We start from the raw sequence: 19,208 nt of genomic DNA on the forward strand, positions 1-19,208 counted from the left end.
TGCGTGCCGATACGTCCGAGGAGACGTACGCACCATGACGATCGGGGGACTGACATGGACGGGTACGTCCTGCACCGCACCGCCCGCTGGGCCGTGACCATCGCCGCCTGCGGAGCGGTGCTCGCCGGCTGCGGGGGCGGCGGCGACTGGCCGACCGCCGCCGGCTCCGGCGGCACCGCCACGCCGCCGAGCACCGCCGCACCGACCACGAGCACCCCGGTGTCCGACGCCGGGAACACCGGGGGCGGCGCCGGTGCCGGCGGCGCGCACACCGGAACCGGGGGGACCGAGGCGGGCGGCGACGAGCGCTGCCACACCTCCGAGCTGGCCGGCTCGGTCGCGGCCGACCCGGGCGGCGGTGCCGCGGGCTCGTCGTACGTGACGCTGACGCTGCGCAACCAGAGCGGCCGCACCTGCTACCTGCGCGGCTTCCCCGGCGTGTCCTACGTCGGCGGCGACGACGGCCACCAGATCGGCCCGGCCGCCGCGATGCAGGGCGGGCACGGCGACCCGGTCCGGCTCGCCCCGGGCGGGAGCGCCGGTGCGACACTGCGGGTGGTGAACGTGCGCAACTTCGACGAGGCCGCCTGCCGCCCGACGGCGGTGCGCGGACTGCGCGTCTACCCGCCCGGCGAGACCGACTCGCTGTTCGTCCCGATGGAGGGCACCGGCTGCGCCGCCACCCCGCCCGGGGACCAGCTGGTGATCCAGGCGTTCACCGCTCGCTGATCCGCGTCCGGGCCCGGTCCGCCGCGGACCGGGCCCCGCGGGGCCACTGGCGGTCGCCACGACGTGGAGGAGACGACCCCGCATGACCCCGCACGAGCGCTCGGCCACGCCCCGACGTCGCGGCGACGTCGCGGCTCTCGGCCCCCGGCTCCACGACCTCGACGGAGCGTCCTACCGCTCCTACAAGGACCTCACCGGCGTCTGGACGGGGGAGCACGGCTACGACCTCGAGATCCGGACGGTGCAGGCCGACCCGTTCGCGCCGCCGTCGCGGCTGCGGGTGACCGTGCCCGCCCGGACCGCCGGGCTGCCGCCCGGCCTGTACGACGGGCCCGTGCGGGCGCGTGCCCTCGCCGGGTTCCTGGCCCGCGCACTGCGCCGGGCCCTGGAGCGCAGCACCGTGCGGATCGATGCGGGTGGCCAGGAGGTGCTCGACCGCAGCGCGGTCCGCATCCGGCCCGACGGGACGGTCGTCGCCGAGGTGTCGGTGCCGCTGCCCGGCCGGGGTCGGCGGATCGACGGCCGGGCAGCGGCCGCGGAGGTCACGGTCGCGCTGCCGCGCGCGGTGCTGGGGGCGTTGCGCTGGGAGACCGCTGACACCGACGCCGCCGAGGAGTTCGTGGAGACCGTCGTCGACGCCGGTGCCCTGCGCGACGCGCTGGCCGGTCGCGGCCTGGTCGGGTTCGTCGCCGACGGCGCGGTGCTGCCGCGCGCCTCCGGCGTCGACGACCGGCCGCTGGTGGGCGGGGTGCCATTCGTCTCCCCGCCGGAGCTGCGCGTGAACCTGGAGGTCCCGCACCGCGGCACGGTGACCGGCATGGGCGTCCCCGAGGGCGTCACGCTGATCGTCGGCGGCGGCTACCACGGCAAGTCCACGCTGCTGCGTGCGCTGGAGAACGGCGTGTACGACCACGTCCCCGGCGACGGTCGCGAGCTCGTCGTCGCCCGCGCCGACGCGGTGTCGGTGCGCGCCGAGGACGAGCGCTCGGTGCAGCGCGTCGACGTGTCGGCCTTCGTCACCGGCCTGCCGTCCGGGAACCCCACCGACGACTTCTCCACGGAGTCGGCGTCCGGCTCGACCTCGCAGGCCGCCGCCACGGTGGAGGCGCTGGAGGCCGGCGCCGGCGTGCTGCTGATCGACGAGGACACCGCAGCCACCAACGCCATGATCCGCGACGACCGGATGCGCGCGCTGATCCCGGCCGAGCCGCTGGTCCCGTTCGCCGAGCGGGTCCGGCCGCTGCACCGCGGGCACGGGGTGTCCACCGTGCTCGTCATGGGCGGCTCGGGGGAGTACCTCGACCGCGCCGACACCGTGATCCTGCTGCAGGACTACGTCGCCTCCGAGGTCACCGGCCGGGCCCGGGAGATCGCCGGACGGGCCGACGAGGCGACCGACACCGCGTTCCCGGCGTTCGCCCGCCGCGAGTTCGACCCCCGCAGTGTGGACGCCTCGGTACGTGGGCGGCGCAGGATCACCGCCCGCGGCCGCGGGCGGCTCACCTTCGGCGCCGACGACATCGACCTGTCCGCGGTGGCCCAGCTCGCCGACCCCGGCCAGACCACCGGCGTCGGGTACGCCCTGGCCGCCCTCGACCTGCGTGGGGTCACCCTCGCCGCGGCATTGGAGCGGCTGGAGGAGGCCGTGCGCCACGGCGGGACCGACGCGATCACCCGGGGCGCCCCGGTGGACGTCGCGGTGCCGCGACGGCACGAGGTCGCGGCCGCGCTGAACCGGTTGCGACCCGCACGTGTGACGCACCTCCACAGAAACGGTCAGGGCTGACTGTTAGAGTGCTTCCGAGCACGTGCACCGACGCACCGTCACCGGAGGACCCCATGACCGAGACCGCCCAGCGGGACCTGAACGGCCGCACCATCGTCATGTCCGGCGGCAGCCGCGGCATCGGCCTCGCGATCCTGCTCGCCGCCGCCCGCCGCGGCGCGAACGCCGTCATCCTGGCCAAGACCGACCAGCCCGACCCGCGCCTGCCCGGGACCGTGCACACCGCGGTCGCCGAGATCGAGCAGGCCGGGGGCAAGGCCGTCGCCGTCGTCGGGGACGTGCGGGTCGAGGCGGACGTGGAACGCGCCGTCGCCACCGCCGCCGAGACCTTCGGCGGCGTCGACATCGTCGTCAACAACGCCAGCGCGCTGAACATCAGCGGCACCGCCGACGTGACGCCCAAGCGCTACGACCTCATGCAGTCGATCAACTCGCGCGGCACCTACCTGCTGACCCGGACCGCGCTGGACCACCTCAAGGCCTCCGACGACGCGCAGGTCCTCACCCTGTCCCCGCCGATCAACCTCGACCCGAAGTGGCTCGGCGCGTTCCCGCCCTACATGCTCTCCAAGTACGGCATGTCGCTGCTGACCCTGGGCTGGGCGCACGAGTTCGCCGGCGACGGCATCCGGGCCAACTGCCTGTGGCCGCGCACCACCATCGCGACCGCGGCCGTGACGAACCTGCTGGGCGGCGACCAGGTCGCCGGGCGTGCCCGCACCCCCGAGATCATGGCCGACGCGGCCCTGGCGATCCTGACCGATCCGGCGCGCCCCACCGGGCACACCTTCATCGACGACGAGGTGCTCGCCGCGCACGGCGTCACCGACCTCACCCCCTACGGCGACTCCGAGCACAACGACATCGACTTCTTCCTCGAGGGCACCGACCCGGCCGACCTGCCGGTGTGAGCCCTGCCGGTGTGAGTCCCGCACGGCTCCCATCGGTGACCGGTTGACCCCATCGGGTGACATCGGGAACCGCCGGGAGTCCGCGGGCGACCTCTCCCGACGGCGCGGGCACACCGCCCGCGACACCCGGACCGACGACGAGGAGCACCCGAGTGCGACACATCGCCACCTTCTGCGGCAGCTGCAACTGCGGATGCCCCGAGCTGTTCGTCGACGACGCGGCCGTCCCGGAGAAGCGGATCGTGATCACCGACGACTTCGGCCAGCGCGTGCAGATGAGCGTCGACCAGTTCGCCGACCTCGTCGCCTCGGCGCGCAACGGCGTGCTGGACGAGCTCGTCGCGGGCTGAGCCGCTACGCGGTCGCGGGGCCGCCGGGCACCGTCCCGGCGGCCCCGTCGTCCGTGTGCGGGCCGCCGAGGGGGCCCTCGGCGGGGTGGCCGGCCGGGTGGTCGGGTGTCCCGGCGAGCCGGCCCGCGAGGTCGGCCAGCGCGTCGCGCAGCGGCGCGGCGCGCTCGCTGAACCCGGCCTGGGCGCGGGCGTACTCGGCGCGTCCGGCGGGTGTCTCGATCCGCACCGGGTCGAACCCGTGGCCGGACAGGTCGTAGGGGGAGGCGCGCATGTCCAGCTCGCGGACGTCCGCGGCGAGGGCGAAGCAGTCGGCGACAATCTCCGACGGCACCGCCGGGGCGAGCTTGTAGGCCCACTTGTAGAGGTCCATCGTCGCGTGCAGACAGCCCGGCTGCTCCATCTCGACCTGCCGCTCGCGGGTGGGCACGAGCTCATTGCGCGGGGCCGCGGCGTCGGTGAAGAACCGGTAGGCGTCGTAGTGGGTGCAGCTGATCCGCGCCGACTCGACGACGGCGTCGGTGCCCGCCCGCCCGAGACGCAGCGGCACCGTGTCCCGGTGCCGGACGTCGTCGGTGCGGTAGACCATCGCCCACTCGTGCAGGCCGAAGCAGCCCAGCCGGGGCGGCCGGGACCGGGTCGCGACCAGCAGCCGGTGCACGAACGCCGCGGTCGTCCGCAGCCGCTGCGGGGCCGCCGCGGGGTCGAACAGGACCGTGCCGTCGGGCCGGGTGACGTGGCCGGGGCGGTCGGCGAGTTCCGCGGCGTCGGCGAGCGCGACGCCGGGGCCCGGGTCCCAGCGCTCCAGCTGGGCGGGGCGGTGGGAGTAGTAGGTGAACAGGAAGTCCCACACCGGGTGCGGCTCGCCGCGCCGTCGCCGCTCCCGGTGCGGACCGGTCCAGGCCGCGACCCGCTCGCGGTGGGCCGCCGCCCGTGCCCGCCAGGTCGCGCCGTCGAGGACGGGCACGGTGGCGGTCGGGGCGCAGACGCTCGGGGTCGGCCCGGACGCGGTCGACACAGGCGGGGTAGGCCGGGCTGAGGTCGGCACGGACGGGGGCGGCACGGTGTCCGACGGTACGACGCGCGCGGGTCAGGCCGGGGTGCCGGGGGCGTGGGTGGCGTCGCGGACGCTGCCCACGAACGCCTCGGTGAGGTCCTCCATGGTGACCACGCCGACGGTGGTGTCGTGCTCGTCGACGGCGCGGGCCAGGTGTGCCCGGGCGGCCCGCAGCGTGGCGAGCGCCTCGTCGAGGCGGGCCGAGGCCGGGACCGACGGCAGGCTGCGGACGCGCTGCGGTGGGATCGTCGCGGACTCGGCGTCGGCGAGATCCAGCACGTCCTTGACGTGCAGGTACCCGGTCAGCCTGCCCTGTGCGCCGCGGATCGGGAACCGTGAGTACCCGGTCCGCTCGACGGCCTCGGTGAGCGCGGAGACCGTCGTCGTCCCGCCGGGGCCGGCGTCGAGGCACACCAGGTCCTCCAGTGCGACGACGACGTCGGAGACGGTCGCCTCCGCCGAGGACAGGGTCCGCTCGATCCGCGAGCTCTCCGAGTCGTCGAGCAGGCCCTCACGGCGCGAGTCGCCGAGCATCTCGGCGAGCTCGCCGGTGGTGAACGCGGTCTCCAGCTCGTCGCGCGGGGTCACCCCGACCAGGCGCAGGGTGGCGTTGGCCATCGCGTTGAACAGGTCGATGAACGGGCGGGTGACCCGGGTCCACACCAGGAACGGGGGGACCAGCAGGATCGCCGCGCGCTCCGGTCCCGCGATCGAGATGTTCTTCGGCACCATCTCGCCGAGCATCATGTGCGCGACGACGACGATCATCAGCGACACCGCGAACGCGACCGGGTAGGCGAACGACTCCGGCACCCCGACCGCCTCGAGCGGTCCGTCGATGAGGTGCGCCACGGCCGGCTCGCCGAGCCGGCCGAGCAGCAGCGACGCGATGGTGATGCCCAGCTGGGAGGCCGCGAGCATCCGGGACAGGTCGTGCGAGGCGTCGAGGACCCGCTGCGCCCCGGCGGAGCCGGCGTCGGCCATGGCCTCCAGGCGGTCCTTGCGGCCGGAGATCAGCGCGAACTCCGCGGCGACGAAGAAGGCGTTCACCCCGAGCAGGGCGACGGCGGCGAGCAGTGCGAGCAGGTCGTTCACGCCGGCACCGTCCCGTGCCCGGCGGTGCGGTCGGCGCTGCGCTGCACACGGATCTCGGCGACCCGGTTGCGGTCGCGGCGCAGGACCTCCAGCGTCCACCCGTCGACCTCGACGGTGTCGCCGACGTCGGGGATCCGGCCCAGCCGGGCCACGACCAGCCCGGCGAGGGTCTCGTAGCCCCCGTGCGGCATGCGGAACCCGGTCACCTCGTCCACCTCGTCGTCGCGCATCAGGCCGGACAGCGCCCAGACCCCGTCGCCGAGGCGGCGCACCCGGTTCTGCTCGCCGCGGTCGTGCTCGTCGCGGACGTCGCCGAGGATCTCCTCCACCAGGTCCTCCATGGTCACCAGACCGGCGGTGCCGCCGTACTCGTCGACGACGACGGCGGTCTGCAGTCCCGCCGCCCGCAGCCGGGTCATGAGTTCGTCGCCGTCCAGCGACGACGGCACCGTCTCGACCGGCCGGGCCAGGTCCCGCACGGCGGTGTCGGCGCGGCGGGCCGGCGGCACCGAGAACGCCTGCTTGACGTGCACCAGGCCCAGCGGGACGTCCGGGTCGCCGTCCACGACCGGGAACCGGGAGAACCCGGAGCGGCGGGCCAGCGCGACCAGGTCGGTGACGGTGTCGGTGGCGTCGATGGTCTCCACCCGCACCCGCGGGGTCATCAGATCCTCGGCGACGCGGTCGGTGAAGCGCAGCGAGCGCTCCAGCAGCACCGCGGTGCCCGGGTCGATGCTGCCGCTCTCGGCGCTGGCCCGCACCAGCGAGCTCAGCTCACCGGGTGAGCGGGCCGAGCGCAGCTCCTCGGCCGGTTCGATGCCGAGCCGGCGCACGATGGCGTTGGCCGCACTGTTCAGACCGGTGATGAGCCAGCGGAACGCCGAGGCGAACCCGGCCTGCAGCCACACCACCGAGCGCGCCACCTCCATCGGGTGGGCGATCGCGAGGTTCTTCGGGACCAGCTCGCCGAACACCATCGACAGCACCGTCGCCAGGACCAGCGACAGCACGGTCGCGGTGCCCGAGGCGATCCCGGCCGGCAGACCGACGGCCTCCAGGACCGGCCGGATCAGCTCGGCGACGGCGGGCTCGGCGATGTAACCGGTGGCCAGGGTGGTGGCGGTGATCCCGAGCTGGCAGCCCGACAGCTGGAACGACAGCCCGGCGTGCGCCCGCTGCACCGCGCGGGTGCGGCGGTCGTCCCGGCGGGCGACGGCGGCGTCGATGCGGCTGCGTTCGAGCGCGGTGAGCGAGAACTCCGAGGCGACGGACACGGCGGTTCCCAGGGTGAGCGCGGCGACCGCGAGCAGCCCGAGGACGGAGAGCAGGACGGACACGGAGCTCATGGCCTCCATCGGGGAGAAACGGTGCACGACGATACGGCGGCCGCGCCGGGACCGCGCGCCGGGAGCTGCGAGTCGGGCAGCTGCGAGTGACGTCACGGCGTCCCGACGGTGATCCCGGCCGTGACCGGGGTCTAGGTTGGTCAGCCATGACCACGGCGACGTCGCCCTCCGCACCGTCCCCCGCGCCACCGGGCTCCCCGGACGGCGGTCGGGTGCCGGTGAGCGGGGCCCCGACCGCAGCGCACCGGTGAGCGCACCGCAGCCGACGCCCCCGTCGGAGCGCGCGTCCCCCGCGGCCGCGACGCACCCGCAGTACGGCGGCCGGCGCAGCTCGGGCCTGGCCCGGGGGAGCGCCTCACCGTTCGTCGACTTCGACCGCCGCTCCTGGTCGCAGCTCGCGTCGTCGACGACGGTGCCGCTGTCGGCCCAGGAGCTCGACCAGCTGCGCAGCTACGGCGACTTCGTCGACCTCGACGAGGTCCGCGAGGTCTACCTGCCGCTGTCGCGGCTGCTGAACCTGCACGTCGAGGAGGGCGGTCGGCTCTACCGGGCCTACCGGCGCTTCCTCGGCTCGGGCGGGGCCCGGACCCCGTTCGTGATCGGGATCGCGGGCTCGGTCGCGGTCGGGAAGTCGACCACCGCGCGGCTGCTGCGCCTGCTGCTCGCCCGCTCCCCGGAGCACCCCGACGTGCAGCTGGTCACCACCGACGGGTTCCTCTACCCCAACGCCGAGCTGCAGGCCCGCGGGCTGATGGAGCGCAAGGGCTTCCCGGAGTCCTACGACCGCCGCAAGCTGCTGCGGTTCGTCTCCGAGATCAAGGGCGGCCGCCCCGAGGTCACCGCCCCGGTCTACTCGCACCTGGTCTACGACATCGTCCCCGACGAGCAGCTCGTCGTCCGCAGCCCCGACATCCTCATCGTCGAGGGGCTCAACGTGCTCCAGCCCGCGGTCGCGGGCGCGCTGACCGTGTCGGACTTCATCGACTTCTCCGTCTACGTCGACGCCGCCACCGCCGACGTGCGCCGCTGGTACGTGGAGCGTTTCCTGCGGCTGCGCCAGACCGCGTTCCGGGACCCGCAGTCGTTCTTCCGCCGCTACGCCGAGCTCGACCACGACGCGGCCGTGGCACGGGCCGAGCACATCTGGGCGACGATCAACCAGCCCAACCTGGAACAGAACGTGCTGCCCACCCGCTCGCGGGCCAGCGCGGTGCTGACCAAGGGCCCGAACCACGACGTCACGCGGGTGCGGCTGCGCAAGCTCTGACCAGGGCCGTGGTGAGGGCCTCGGCCGCCTCGTCGACCCGGGCCGCGGAGCAGGTCTCGTCGGTGACGTGGGCCAGCTCGGGGTCGCCGGGCCCGTACACCAGCACCGCCGGGTCCCCGAGCGCGGGGACCAGCACCGACGCGTCGGTGAAGTAGGACGCGAACGCCGCCGGTCCGTCGTGGCCGAGCGCGGTGGCGGCCGCCCTGGCCCGCGGGTCGGCCGGATCGGTGCCGACGGCGGGCAGGTCCAGGCGCACCTCGACGTGCGGGACGCCGCGGTGGGGTGTCCCGGTGAGCGCGGCGCGGGCGACCGTGGCCACCTCGTCGCGGGCCGCGGCGGCGTCGAGGCCGGGCACCAGACGCAGGTCGACCTCCAGCTCGGCGCGGTCGGGCACCAGGTTGGGCTGCAGTCCGGCGTGCAGCGTCCCGGGGTTGGCGGTGGCGGCGCCGTGCGTCGCGCTGACGGGCCAGGTGTGGTCGTGCAGCGCAGCGGCCACCCGCCCGAGCGCGACGAGTGCGTTGTCGCCCAGCTCCGGGCGCGACCCGTGGGCGCTCACCCCGTGCTGCACCAGCCGCAGCCACAGCACGCCCTTGTGGCCGTGCAGCACCCGGTTCGCGGTCGGCTCGGCCACCACCAGCAGTGGCGACGGCTCCAGGCCGGTGAGCAGCCGGGCGCCGTCGCCGCCGGTCTCCTCGCCGAAGGTGAACACCAGCTGCAGCGGGGTCGCCGGGGTGCTGCGCAGTGCCGCGACGACGAGCGCGGCCACCCCGGCCTTCATGTCGGTGCTGCCGCGCCCGCGCAGCCGCCCGTCGACGACGTCACCGGCATGCGGGTCGAACGACCAGCCGGCCGGGTCGGCGGGGACGGTGTCGAGGTGCCCGGTGAGGGTGACGGGTGGGCGGCCGTCGCCGCGGCGGGCCACCAGGTTCGCCCGTGCCGGGTCGGCCGGGTCGGGCTCGGTCCGTACGGTGAATCCGCCGTCGTCGAGCAGGCCCGCGAGGGCGTCGGCGGCCGCGCGCTCGCCGCCGCCCCGGGTGTCGAGGGCGATCAGCGAGCCGGCGAGCGCGACGGGGTCGGGGATCTCCATCCCCGCGACCTTGCCACGACCTTGCCACGGCCCTGCCGCGACGCCGCGGCCGCCGAGGGCCGATGCCATTGCTCAGCACTTCTTTGGCAGAATGGGGCGATGAGTGAGGGATCGGGCGGCGAGTCCGGTGGCACCGTGGTGACCGGCCGTTTCGAGACGAGCGACGACGAGGTGGCCTCCCGGCTGCGACTGGCGGTGGGACGGCTGAACCGCCGGATCCGCATCGACGGCTCCGAGTCGCTGCCGCCGTTGCAGCTGTCGACCCTGGTCACCGTCGAGCAGCACGGCCCGCTGCGCCTGTCGGAGCTGGCCCGCCGTGAGGGTGTGACCGCACCGACGATGTCGCGGGTGCTCTCCGCGCTGGACGAGCAGGGCATGGTCGAGCGTGCCGCGGACCCGGGAGACGCCCGCGGCGTGCTCGTCTCGGTCTCCGCCGACGGGCTGGCCCGGCTGCGCGAGATCCGCAGCCAGCGCACCGCCCTGGTCGCGCGCCGGCTCGACCGGCTCGACGCCGCTCAGCGCGCCGCGCTGGAGGCCGCGCTGCCCGCGCTGGAGGCCCTGCTTGTCGCCGACGACTGACCGGCCCGCACCCTGGTGCGACGACCGACCGGGACTGCCCCGGTGGGCCGACCGACCGGCACCGCCCCGGTGGAGCCGCCCGTGGTGACGGCCGCCCCGGCCGGGCTCAGGTCTCGGCGCCGTCGACGGTGACCACGACCCGGGAGCCGTCGTCGCGGCTGCCGCCCGCGACGGCGCGCAGCCCCGCGACCCGGGAGGACTCGGGCAGCGGGTCGGGGTAGTGCCAGAACACGTCGGCCAGCCGGGTCCCGCCGGGCAGGTCGGCGTGCTCGTAGTGCGCCTCGCCCTTGTAGGGGCAGCGCGTCCGGAGGTCGCTCGGCGAGGTCGGGACGGCGAGGTCGGCGGCGGGGAGGTACCAGCGGTTCGGCAGCCCGGTCTCCGACAGCACCCACGGGCGTCGCGAGCGGGCCAGGACCGTCTCCACCCCGTCGGTCGCGACGTGGGTGACGACGACCTCGCGGTGGGTCGGACGGACGTCGACCCGGGTGTAGGGATCGGTGATGTGCGCGAAGACCTGCTCGTCCTCGTCGTACCAGGCGTCGGCGGCGTTCCAGTACAGCGCGGCGAGCCCGCGCAGCCAGGGCGCGGCCGCGACGGGCTCCGGGTAGTGCCAGACCGCGTTCTCCGCGGTGCGGTCGCCGACGACCAGCGAGCGGTAGGACGCGTCGCCCTTGAACGGGCAGTGCGTGGTGTGGTCGGTCGCGACCAGCACGTCCTGGTCGAGATCGGCCTCGGGGACGTAGAGCACGGGCAGCAGGTTCGACTCGTGCAGCAGGAACCCGCCACGGGTGTCGAGCACGGTGCGCCCGGCGAACTCCGCCCGCACCCGCCTCGGGAACGGGTGCATCAGCAGCTTGTGCGGCGGGCCCTCGATCGCGTAGTTCACCGTCGTCGGCGCGGAGGACGACAGCGGGCCGTCGGTGCGGGTCAGTCCCATGTGGCCTCACCTCGTGGGTGGTCGTGCGGGTCGGTACCCACACAACCACCCACGGGGCGAACCCGCCACGGGGCTACAGCGAGAGCTGCACGTCGTAGTCGCCGATCCAGGTGTTGAGGTCGATGATCCGCTCCAGCTGCATCCGGCGGCCCATCGAGTTGGCCTCGTGCCCGCCGCCGGCGTCGAGCCGTCGCCGGACGGCCGCGCGGTCCACCAGCGGCGCGACGGGGGCGTCGTCGCCGCGGGAGAGGATCTCGGCGACCTGCTCGCGCAGCGACTTCTCGTAGCCGTCGTCCTGGGTGGAGGGGTACGGGCTCTTGACCCGCTGCACCACAGACTCCGGCAGCAGGTCGGAGGTGGCGTGCCGCAGCAGCGACTTCTCGCGGCCGTCGAAGGTCTTGTGTGCCCACGGGGTGCCGAAGACGTACTCGACGAGGCGGTGGTCGCAGAACGGCACCCGCACCTCGAGCCCGACCGCCATGCTCATCCGGTCCTTGCGGTCGAGCAGCACCGGCAGCCAGCGGGTCAGGTACAGGTAGCAGATCTCGCGCATCCGCCGCTCGTGCGGGTCGTCGGCGGCCGGGCCGGTCAGCTCGGGCACCTCGGACAGTGCCGTCCGGTACTGCTCCTCGACGTAGCCGGGCACGTCGAGCTTGGCCCACAGCGCGCCGTCGAACAGACCGGGGTCGGCGGGGTCGTGGTTCATCATCCGCCCGGCGAGCCACGGGAAGGTGTCCGCGGCGACGGTCTCCGGGTCGTGGAAGTCGCGGTACCCGCCGAAGACCTCGTCGGCGGACTCCCCGGACAGCGCGACCGTCGACTCCTTGCGGATCGCGGAGAAGAGCAGGTAGAGCGAGGAGTCCATGTCGCCGATGCCGGCCGGCAGGTCGCGGGCGTGCACCGTGGCCCGGCGCACGGCGGGGTCCATCATGTCCTCGGTGCGCAGCACGATGTCGCGGTGGGATGTGCCGACGTACTCGGCGACCTCGTGCACGTAGGGGGTGTCCGGGGTACTGCGGGCGTCGTCGGCGACGAAGTTGTCGGCGTAGCCCACGAAGTCCACCGCGAACGACCGGACGGTGCCCTCGACGTGCTTCGCGGCCAGCGCGGTGAGCGCCGAGGAGTCCAGACCGCCCGACAGCAGGGTGCAGAGCGGCACGTCGGCGTAGAGCTGGCGCTGCGCGGTGTCCTCCAGCAGCTCGCGGACGTGGTGCACGGTGGTGTCGACGTCGTCGGTGTGCCCGGTGTCGGTGAGCTGCCAGTAGCGCTCCTCGCGGATCCCGCCGTCGCGGGAGACCCGGACGACGCAGCCGGGCGGGACCTCGCGCATGCCGCGGAACACCGCGTTGGACATGTCGGAGACGAACGCCAGCGCTCGGCGCAGCCCCTCGGCGTCGACCACCCGCTCGGCCTCGGGGTTGGCCAGGATCGCCTTGGGCTCGGAGCCGAACAGCACCCCGTGCGGGGTGGGGTAGTAGTAGAGCGGCTTGATGCCCAGCCGGTCGCGCACCAGCACCAGCTCGCTCGTGCCGGAGTCCCACAGGGCGTAGGCGAACATGCCGTTGAGCCGCCGGGCGACCTCACGCGGGTCCTTCGCGCCCCACTCGCGGTGCGCCCGCAGCACGACCTCGGTGTCGCTGGAGGTACGGAACCGGTGCCCCGCCGCGGCGAGCTGCTCGCGCAGCTCACGGAAGTTGTAGGTCTCCCCGGAGTAGACCATGTGCAGGGCGGGTGCCCCGCCCTCGTCGAGGGTCATCGGCTGGCGGCCGCCCTCGATGTCGATGACCGCGAGCCTGCGGTGGCACAGCGCCGCGGGGCCCTGGGCCCACACCCCCTGCTGGTCCGGTCCGCGGCAGGACATCGTGTCGTTCATCGCCGCGAGGGTGCGGGCGTGCTCGTCCGCCCCCAGGTCGTGTCGGTAGTCGATCCAGCCGCAGATTCCGCACACGGTTGAGCGCCTCCTCGATCTCGTGCCCGGACCACGTCGTCCGGTGGATCGATTGCAACGCTAATGATTGCGGAACGCAACACGGAGGAAACACACGGTGCGGGCTCTGTCCGGTGCTGGGTGGTTCGTCCCACGGTTTCGGCGACGCGCGTCGCCGATCACACCCGTTCGGAGCAGCACCGTTGCGTGAAGGCGCACGAACCTTTCGATCCGCTTACGTGATTGCGATCGTCAATGTTGCGGCCCGCAACGTGTGTAGCATGCGAAACATGACCGAACGTCCGATTGGCCCGATTGACGACGACGCCACCGTGGCGACCGGCGGCGTCGCCACGGCGACGCAGGACCCGCTGCACTCGCTGGAGAAGCAGATCACGCTGCTGGTCCGCCGCACCATGGAGTCGGTGTGGTCCCACGGGTACGGCACGAACGACGCCGTGGACCGCTACACCTACCCGGTGCTCATGCTCCTCGACGATGAGGGCCCCCTCTCGCTGACCGCGCTCACCGGCAAGCTGGGGGTCTCCAAGCCCACCGCCAGCCGTCAGGTGTCCCGGCTGTCGCGGGCCGGCCTGGTCGACGTCTCCCCGCACGAGCGCGACCCCCGCTCGGTCAGCGTCACCCTCACCCCGGCCGGACTTGCGGCCCGCGAGCAGGTCCGCGAGGCCCGCCTGGCCCCGCTGCGCGAGGTCATCGCGCACTGGCCGACCCACGACCGCGACTCCCTCGCCGAGCTGCTCGACCGGTTCAACACCGACCTGGACCTCTTCGTGCGCTGACCCGCTCCACCCGCCCCGGACGCACCCGGGCACCCGCTGCTCCGCCGGGCCCCGCCCGGGTGATGCGATAGTGGGCAGTCCGGGTGGCCGCACCCGGAGCGACTTCGGGGGTGAGGACGGGCGTGGACGCGCTGGTGGCGCTCGTCGCCGGAGTGCTGGACGGCATCCGCGGGCTCGGCGTGCCGGACGTGTGCCCGGGGGACTGGGCCTGGTCGGTCACCGCGCTCGGCGTGCTCACCGGGCTGCTGCCCACCGCGGGCGCGGCGCTGGTCGCGCTGCTGCGTCGCGGGATCGGCTCCGGCTCCTCCTCGGGCTACGGCTCGGCCGAGTCCGTGCTGCTGGCCGGGATCGGGGTGCTGGCGGCGGGTCTGCTCCCGCTGGCCGTGTTCGTCGGAGCGGGCGGGGTGTTCAGCCGCGCGACCGCGGGCGTGCCGGCCGTGCCCGGCCTGAGCCAGTCGGCGACGTCGTCGATCCGGGTCGAGACCTGCAGTGTCGTCGGGACGCAGAGCAGCTACCTGGGCCGGGGCACCGTGGCCGGGTCCATCGGCGGTGACGTCGTCACCTCGGTCACCTCCGTCGCCCTGCTCGGTGTCGTGCCGCTGCTCGCGACGGTCCTGGTCGCGGTCCAGGCACGCACCGCACTGCGTCGCGGGCCGCGCTGGCCCGCCAAGTTCTTCTGGCTCCCGCTGTTCTCGCTGATCGTGCTGACCGGCGGGGTCCCGGCGGGCACCGCCGAGCACCTGTGGGTCGGCGTCCTCGCCGCCAGCCTGGTCGGGGTGCTGGTCGTCCCGCTGTTCCCGGTGCCGTCGCGGGCGAGGATCGAGCGGATCCGCGCCGGGCGCGACGTGCCGGCCCGACGTGCCGAGCCGTCCGCGGCGGGCGGCATCGGAACCGGGTCGTCCCGGGCCGGCCGTGCCGGGGGCGACGGGCTCGCCGCGCAGTCCGGCGCCGCCGCGACGCCCAGCGTCGCCGAGCGCCTCGCCCAGCGCTTCTCCGCCCGCGAGAACCCGGGCAGCCCCGGGACCGGCGGCGCCCGCGTGCCGTCGTCGGTCGAGCAGTCCGCCCCCTACGTCGGGTTCGCCGCCGCCCCCCGTCCGCCGGCCGGCTACGGCGCACCGCCCCCCGTGGCCTACGCGCCCGGCCCGGCCGGACGCCCGCCCGCCGGACCGCCGCCGTTCACCGGACCGGCCGCCCACCCGGCGGCGGGACCGCTGCGCGGCCCGGTGTCGGGAGCGGCCCGTGGCCCCGTCTCCGGCGCGGGACGGCCCCCGGCGGGTCCGCCGCGCCGGCCCACGCTCGTCGCGCCGGTGCCGGGCGGGCCGCCCCGTGCGCCCCGGTTCCGGCTGCTGCGCCGCCTCGGTGCCGGTGGCTTCGGCGGGGTCTGGCTGGCCCACGACGCGAAGCTCGGCCACACCGTCGCGGTCAAGTCCGCGCATGCCGCTGACCCCGAGACCGAGGAGCGCATCCGCCGCGAGGCCGCCGCGCTCGGGGCGCTGCGCCACCCCTGCTGCGTGCAGATCCACGACCTGCTGCACGCCTCCTCCGACCCGGGCCTGCAGGGCATGGACGGCCTGGTCATCGTCATGCAGTACGTCGACGGGATGTCCCTGGGCCAGCTCGTCGGCGAGCAGGGCCCGGTCGACGACATCTCCGCAGCCCGCATCTGGACCGGCATCGCCGGGGCGCTGCACACCGCGCACCGCGCCGGGGTGCTGCACCGCGACATCAAGCCGGGCAACATCGTCGTCGACCCGCAGGGGCACCCGCACCTGATCGACTTCGGGATCGCGCGCAAGCAGGGTGACTCCACGCTGACCCAGACCGGCTACGTCCTGGGCACCCCGGACTACCTGGCGCCGGAGGCCGCGGCCGGCAAGCCCGCCTCGCCCGCCTCCGACGCCTGGCAGCTCGCCGCGGCGGTGTCGTTCGCGCTGAGCGGGCACCCGCCGCGCGGGGAGTCCGCCGACGCCGTCGCCGGGCTGCGGGCGGCCGCCGCCGGGGCCAAGCTCACCCACCTGCCGACCCGCACGGCGCACCTGACGCTGCTCAAGCAGGCGATGCGCACCGAGCCGCACCGGCGCCCGGACCTGCCCACGGTGCAGGCCAAGCTCGACGGCTGGCTGCGTCGCCACGGGCACCGCACCGACGGCCCGGTCACCGCGATGCTGGAGTACCGCCGCGGCTGACCGCCGTCCGCTCGGGCCGCGCCGGGCCGCTCAGAGCCAGGCCTGGACGAACAGCCGCACCGCCAGGCCGAGTCCGGCGACCGCGATCGCGATCCGCACGAACCGGGCGGGCAGCCTGCGGGCGACGACCGGGCCGAGCCGCCCGCCGACGAGCAGGCCCAGCGCCAGCGGGGGCACCGCCGCCCACGCGACGTCGCCGAACACCGCGAAACCGACCGCGGCGACCGTATTCGCGGCCCAGGTCAGCACGTTCTTCAGCGCGTTGGCCCGCAGCAGGGTCGCGCCCGGCAGCGAGAGCGTGAGCGCCAGCATCATCACCCCGGCCGCGGCGCCGAAGTACCCGGCGTAGACGGCGACCCCGAAGACCGCCAGCGCGACGCCCGGCCCGGGCGGACGGGGCTCGCCGGCCGCGGGCGGGCGCAGGAGGAGCAGGGCCGCGGCCGCGACGAGGAACGGCACGATCCGCTCGAAGCCGCCGGCGGGGGTGAGCAGCAGCAGCCCGGCCCCGGCCGCGCCGCCGAGCACCGCCGGGCCGAGCCAGCGCCGCAGCTGCGGCCCGGCGCCCCGCAGCTCCGGGCGGGACCCGGCGACCGCTCCGGCCCCCTGGAACAGCATGCAGACGGTGTTGGTGACGTTCGCCGTCGTCGGCGGCAGCCCGACGGCGAGCAGCGCGGGGTAGGAGAACAGCGAGGCGAGCCCGGCGACCGAGCCGATGAGGCCGGCCGCGACGCCGGCACCGAGGAGTGTGACCAGCTGCCACGGGGTCATGGGGTCACCGGCGGAGCATCTCGTTGTGGATGCACAGGACCCTACCCGCCGCCCCGTGAGGGGCACGATCACGCCACAATGGCGCCGATCGGCGCAGCGACCTGCGTCGGAACGGAGGATGGACGTGGGCCCGCGCGAGGCCGGGGTGGGTGTCGCCCTGCTGCTCCTGCTCGCGGGCTGCGGCGCCGCCGGGCCCGTCCTCGACCCGGCCACCTCGTCACCCGCCGCCCCGGCCATCCCGGCCCCCGCAACTCCCGCCCCGGCCACCCCGGTCCCGGCGAGCACCGTGGCCGACCCGGCCGACGACGGCCCGGCCGGGCCGTGCACCGGTGACACCCTCGACGTGTCCGCCACCGCGCCCCGCACCGACGGCCCGGCCGAGGTCTCCTACCTGGTGTTCCGCAACACCGGCGACGGCGCGTGCGTGCTCGACGGCTACCCGGGGGTGGCGTTCGTGGCGGGCAACGAAGGGACCCGGGTCGGACCACGGGCCGCGATCGACGGGCCCCGGGCGCGGGTACGGCTGGCTCCGGGCGCCGCCGCGACGGCGGCGCTGCGGGTGCGGGCGACCGCCTCGTACCCGGAGGCCGACTGCGTCCCGGAGCAGGCGCGCGGGCTGCGGGTCACCCCGCCCGGCGGCAGTGGTGGGAGGTTCGTGCCGCGCCCCGGCCCGGTGTGCTCCGCCGACCCGGCGCCGCCGCAGGCCACGGTGGGGTCGGTCGAGGCCCGGTAGGCCGCGGCCCGGTCGGTGGGAGCGCTGTCCCCGGGGCGTGCCCCGGCAGCTCGGCGACTCAGGCGGTGTCGGCGACGTGCAGGGCGAACCACAGCTCGGCCCGGACGCCGGGGGAGTCGAGATCGCGCCCCAGCAGTGCCGCGGCCCGGGTGATGCGGGCCCGCAGGGTGTGGCGGTGCACCCCGAGCCGGGACGCGGCCGGGTCCCACTGCCCGTGCTGGGCCAGCCACTCCCGCAGTGACGCGACCAGGTCGCCGCGCCGCTCGGCGTCGTGCCGGACCAGCGGGGCCAGCACCGCGTCCGCGAAGGCGCCCGCGTCCTCGGGGCGCACCAGCGCGGCGAGCCCGCTGCCGGCGAGGTCGGCGAAGCGCAGCACCGTCCGGTCGCGGCGTTCGGCGGCGTCGAGCGCCCGACCCGCCTCGCGCAGCGCCCGGCCCAGGTCACCGACCGGTGCCGGGGTGGACACCCCGGCCCGGACCCCGCGCACCCGCCCGGCGACGTCGAGCACCGCGGGCACCGACCCCGCGCCGACGACCGCCGCCACCTGTCCGTCGAGCTCGGCGTGGAAGGCGACCCCGGGATCGCGTTCCAGGGCGTCGAGCAGCACGTCCGGCGGCGCACCGGTGGCCCGCCCGCCCAGCGCGACGGCGACCAGGTCCCCCGCGGGCAGCGGACCCCAGGTCTCGGCGAGCACGTCCTCGGCCCCGCGGCCGGGCAGCGTGGCCAGCGCGCGGAGCACCGCGGTCCGCACCCGGCGCTCGGCCCGCCCCGCCGCGGCGCTCCGGGCGTGGGCCAGGGTCAGCACCGACACCGCCGACCCGATGAGCTGCCGGTCGACCGGGGTGAAACGCCGGTCCCGCCCGACGACGAGCACCGCGGGCCCGATCAGCCGTACCGGCTGGAGCACGACCTGCCCGTCCCCGGCGGCGACGGTCACGCTGGACGGCCCGGGGTGCTCGCGCACCCGGTCGATCTCCGACCGCAGCAGCACCGCCCGCCCGGCCGCACCGGCGGGCGCGGACCGGCGGACCCGGCCGTCGGCCTCGGAGATCAGCGCCCAGGCGTCGAGGCGTTCGGTGAGCCGGTCCAGCACCCGGGCGGTGCCGGTGTCCGGGTCGTCCTCGCCCAGGGCGGCCGAGGTGAGCGCCCGCTGCGCCTCGTCGGTGCGGACCACCTCGGCGTAGCGGTCGGCGGCGCGCGCCTCGGCGACGGCCTTGGTCAGCGCCAGGAACGGGGTGCGCTCGGGGACCTCCAGCAGCGCCAGCCCGGCCCGCTCGCACGCCTCGCGCAGCGCGGGGAGCAGGTCGTCGTGCCCCAGCCCGCAGCCGAACCCGAGCCCGGCGAGCCCGTGCGCGACGAGCCGTGCCACGTAGCCGGCCGGGTCGGGGGCGGGTCCGAGGCCGGTGGTCAGCAGCAGCTCGTCGCCGTCGAGGTAGGGCGTCGGATCGGACAGTTCGCTCGAATGCACCCATGTGAGCGCCCGATCCTGATCCGCGGACGGACACACGAGACGCAGTCCGAGAGTGCGGCTCGCGCACAGCGTGCGCAGCGTCAGCGCCATCGAAACCCCTGCCGGAACGGTGTGTCGCGGACCTGGAACTGGACGGTTCGGACACTACCGCGTGCGGGTGTTCCCGATCACGATGTCCCGCA

General features: G+C 75.4%; 17 protein-coding genes. 9 read left to right on the top strand and 8 right to left on the bottom strand.

What is annotated here, in order from left to right:
• The first annotated feature begins 54 nt into the window (after positions 1–54).
• The 4 genes from Ae331Ps2_RS23940 (at position 55) to Ae331Ps2_RS23955 (ending at position 3,776) form a co-directional block, all read left to right on the top strand.
• A complete protein-coding gene (locus Ae331Ps2_RS23940) occupies positions 55–729 on the top strand; it encodes a DUF4232 domain-containing protein (protein WP_075306396.1) in 675 nt (224 codons plus the stop codon).
• 82 nt (positions 730–811) lie between these two features.
• Positions 812–2,515, top strand: a complete 1,704-nt coding sequence (locus tag Ae331Ps2_RS23945) for an ABC-ATPase domain-containing protein (RefSeq protein WP_075306394.1) — start codon at positions 812–814, stop codon at positions 2,513–2,515.
• Between the two features lie 53 nt (positions 2,516–2,568).
• Positions 2,569–3,426 (top strand): NAD(P)-dependent oxidoreductase, encoded by an 858-nt coding sequence (locus tag Ae331Ps2_RS23950; RefSeq protein ID WP_020623207.1) that lies wholly within the window; start codon positions 2,569–2,571, stop codon positions 3,424–3,426.
• Positions 3,427–3,578: 152 nt separating this feature from the next.
• Positions 3,579–3,776: a hypothetical protein gene (locus Ae331Ps2_RS23955; protein ID WP_075306392.1), complete on the top strand. Its 198-nt coding sequence runs from the start codon at positions 3,579–3,581 to the stop codon at positions 3,774–3,776.
• Positions 3,777–3,780: 4 nt separating this feature from the next.
• On the opposite strand, the gene Ae331Ps2_RS23960 is transcribed toward Ae331Ps2_RS23955, so the two are convergent.
• The 3 genes from Ae331Ps2_RS23960 to Ae331Ps2_RS23970 form a co-directional block, all read right to left on the bottom strand.
• Positions 3,781–4,791 carry a 3-methyladenine DNA glycosylase gene (locus Ae331Ps2_RS23960; protein ID WP_369804836.1) on the bottom strand — a complete coding sequence of 337 codons (1,011 nt, stop codon included), beginning with the start codon at positions 4,789–4,791 and terminating at the stop codon, positions 3,781–3,783.
• A gap of 72 nt (positions 4,792–4,863) precedes the next feature.
• Positions 4,864–5,925 (bottom strand): hemolysin family protein, encoded by a 1,062-nt coding sequence (locus Ae331Ps2_RS23965; RefSeq protein ID WP_075306390.1) that lies wholly within the window; start codon positions 5,923–5,925, stop codon positions 4,864–4,866.
• Positions 5,922–7,271: a hemolysin family protein gene (locus Ae331Ps2_RS23970; protein ID WP_075311796.1), complete on the bottom strand. Its 1,350-nt coding sequence runs from the start codon at positions 7,269–7,271 to the stop codon at positions 5,922–5,924. The genes Ae331Ps2_RS23965 and Ae331Ps2_RS23970 overlap by 4 nt, the downstream gene beginning before the upstream one ends.
• Positions 7,272–7,608: 337 nt before the next feature.
• Between Ae331Ps2_RS23970 and coaA the strand changes: the two genes are divergently transcribed.
• Complete coding sequence (gene coaA, locus Ae331Ps2_RS23975) at positions 7,609–8,538, top strand: type I pantothenate kinase (RefSeq protein WP_075311794.1); 930 nt, start codon at positions 7,609–7,611, stop codon at positions 8,536–8,538.
• Here coaA and Ae331Ps2_RS23980 read toward each other — a convergent pair.
• Complete coding sequence (locus tag Ae331Ps2_RS23980; RefSeq protein WP_075306388.1) at positions 8,510–9,625, bottom strand: M20/M25/M40 family metallo-hydrolase; 1,116 nt, start codon at positions 9,623–9,625, stop codon at positions 8,510–8,512. The two genes, coaA and Ae331Ps2_RS23980, sit on opposite strands and share 29 nt — an antisense overlap.
• A 99-nt stretch (positions 9,626–9,724) precedes the next feature.
• Here Ae331Ps2_RS23980 and Ae331Ps2_RS23985 point away from each other — a divergent pair, with 99 nt between their 5' ends.
• Positions 9,725–10,204, top strand: a complete 480-nt coding sequence (locus tag Ae331Ps2_RS23985) for a MarR family winged helix-turn-helix transcriptional regulator (protein WP_063718673.1) — start codon at positions 9,725–9,727, stop codon at positions 10,202–10,204.
• A gap of 106 nt (positions 10,205–10,310) precedes the next feature.
• Here the strand turns inward: Ae331Ps2_RS23985 and Ae331Ps2_RS23990 are convergent, their stop codons facing one another.
• Positions 10,311–11,141, bottom strand: a complete 831-nt coding sequence (locus tag Ae331Ps2_RS23990; protein ID WP_075306387.1) for a DUF427 domain-containing protein — start codon at positions 11,139–11,141, stop codon at positions 10,311–10,313.
• A gap of 73 nt (positions 11,142–11,214) precedes the next feature.
• A complete protein-coding gene (gene asnB, locus Ae331Ps2_RS23995) occupies positions 11,215–13,089 on the bottom strand; it encodes an asparagine synthase (glutamine-hydrolyzing) (protein ID WP_075306385.1) in 1,875 nt (624 codons plus the stop codon).
• A gap of 269 nt (positions 13,090–13,358) precedes the next feature.
• Between asnB and Ae331Ps2_RS24000 the strand changes: the two genes are divergently transcribed.
• Together Ae331Ps2_RS24000 and Ae331Ps2_RS24005 are read left to right on the top strand one after the other, a co-directional pair.
• Positions 13,359–13,868, top strand: a complete 510-nt coding sequence (locus tag Ae331Ps2_RS24000) for a MarR family winged helix-turn-helix transcriptional regulator (protein ID WP_075333431.1) — start codon at positions 13,359–13,361, stop codon at positions 13,866–13,868.
• 122 nt (positions 13,869–13,990) lie between these two features.
• A complete protein-coding gene (locus tag Ae331Ps2_RS24005) occupies positions 13,991–16,054 on the top strand; it encodes a serine/threonine-protein kinase (RefSeq protein WP_075306383.1) in 2,064 nt (687 codons plus the stop codon).
• 30 nt (positions 16,055–16,084) lie between these two features.
• Here the strand turns inward: Ae331Ps2_RS24005 and Ae331Ps2_RS24010 are convergent, their stop codons facing one another.
• Positions 16,085–16,822, bottom strand: coding sequence for a sulfite exporter TauE/SafE family protein (locus Ae331Ps2_RS24010; protein WP_075306381.1), 738 nt, complete (start codon positions 16,820–16,822; stop codon positions 16,085–16,087).
• Positions 16,823–16,946: 124 nt separating this feature from the next.
• Between Ae331Ps2_RS24010 and Ae331Ps2_RS24015 the strand changes: the two genes are divergently transcribed.
• A complete protein-coding gene (locus Ae331Ps2_RS24015) occupies positions 16,947–17,555 on the top strand; it encodes a DUF4232 domain-containing protein (protein WP_175581800.1) in 609 nt (202 codons plus the stop codon).
• A 58-nt stretch (positions 17,556–17,613) separates the two neighbouring features.
• On the opposite strand, the gene Ae331Ps2_RS24020 is transcribed toward Ae331Ps2_RS24015, so the two are convergent.
• The gene (locus Ae331Ps2_RS24020) at positions 17,614–19,116 is read right to left on the bottom strand and encodes a PucR family transcriptional regulator (RefSeq protein WP_075306379.1); all 1,503 of its coding nucleotides are present in this window, start codon (positions 19,114–19,116) and stop codon (positions 17,614–17,616) included.
• Positions 19,117–19,208 lie beyond the last annotated feature (92 nt).

The organism is Pseudonocardia sp. Ae331_Ps2 (assembly GCF_001932405.1).
Taxonomy (GTDB): Bacteria; Actinomycetota; Actinomycetes; order Mycobacteriales; family Pseudonocardiaceae; genus Pseudonocardia.

What these genes read in the sequence shown, in the direction of transcription:
- Ae331Ps2_RS23940 (WP_075306396.1), top strand. Translation starts at nt 55, where the DNA reads ATGGACGGGTACGTCCTGCACCGCACCGCCCGCTGGGCCGTGACCATC.
- Ae331Ps2_RS23945 (WP_075306394.1), top strand. Translation starts at nt 812, where the DNA reads ATGACCCCGCACGAGCGCTCGGCCACGCCCCGACGTCGCGGCGACGTC.
- Ae331Ps2_RS23950 (WP_020623207.1), top strand. Translation starts at nt 2,569, where the DNA reads ATGACCGAGACCGCCCAGCGGGACCTGAACGGCCGCACCATCGTCATG.
- Ae331Ps2_RS23970 (WP_075311796.1), bottom strand. Translation starts at nt 7,271, where the DNA reads ATGAGCTCCGTGTCCGTCCTGCTCTCCGTCCTCGGGCTGCTCGCGGTC.
- Ae331Ps2_RS23980 (WP_075306388.1), bottom strand. Translation starts at nt 9,625, where the DNA reads ATGGAGATCCCCGACCCCGTCGCGCTCGCCGGCTCGCTGATCGCCCTC.
- Ae331Ps2_RS23985 (WP_063718673.1), top strand. Translation starts at nt 9,725, where the DNA reads ATGAGTGAGGGATCGGGCGGCGAGTCCGGTGGCACCGTGGTGACCGGC.
- Ae331Ps2_RS23990 (WP_075306387.1), bottom strand. Translation starts at nt 11,141, where the DNA reads ATGGGACTGACCCGCACCGACGGCCCGCTGTCGTCCTCCGCGCCGACG.
- Ae331Ps2_RS24000 (WP_075333431.1), top strand. Translation starts at nt 13,359, where the DNA reads ATGACCGAACGTCCGATTGGCCCGATTGACGACGACGCCACCGTGGCG.
- Ae331Ps2_RS24010 (WP_075306381.1), bottom strand. Translation starts at nt 16,822, where the DNA reads ATGACCCCGTGGCAGCTGGTCACACTCCTCGGTGCCGGCGTCGCGGCC.
- Ae331Ps2_RS24020 (WP_075306379.1), bottom strand. Translation starts at nt 19,116, where the DNA reads ATGGCGCTGACGCTGCGCACGCTGTGCGCGAGCCGCACTCTCGGACTG.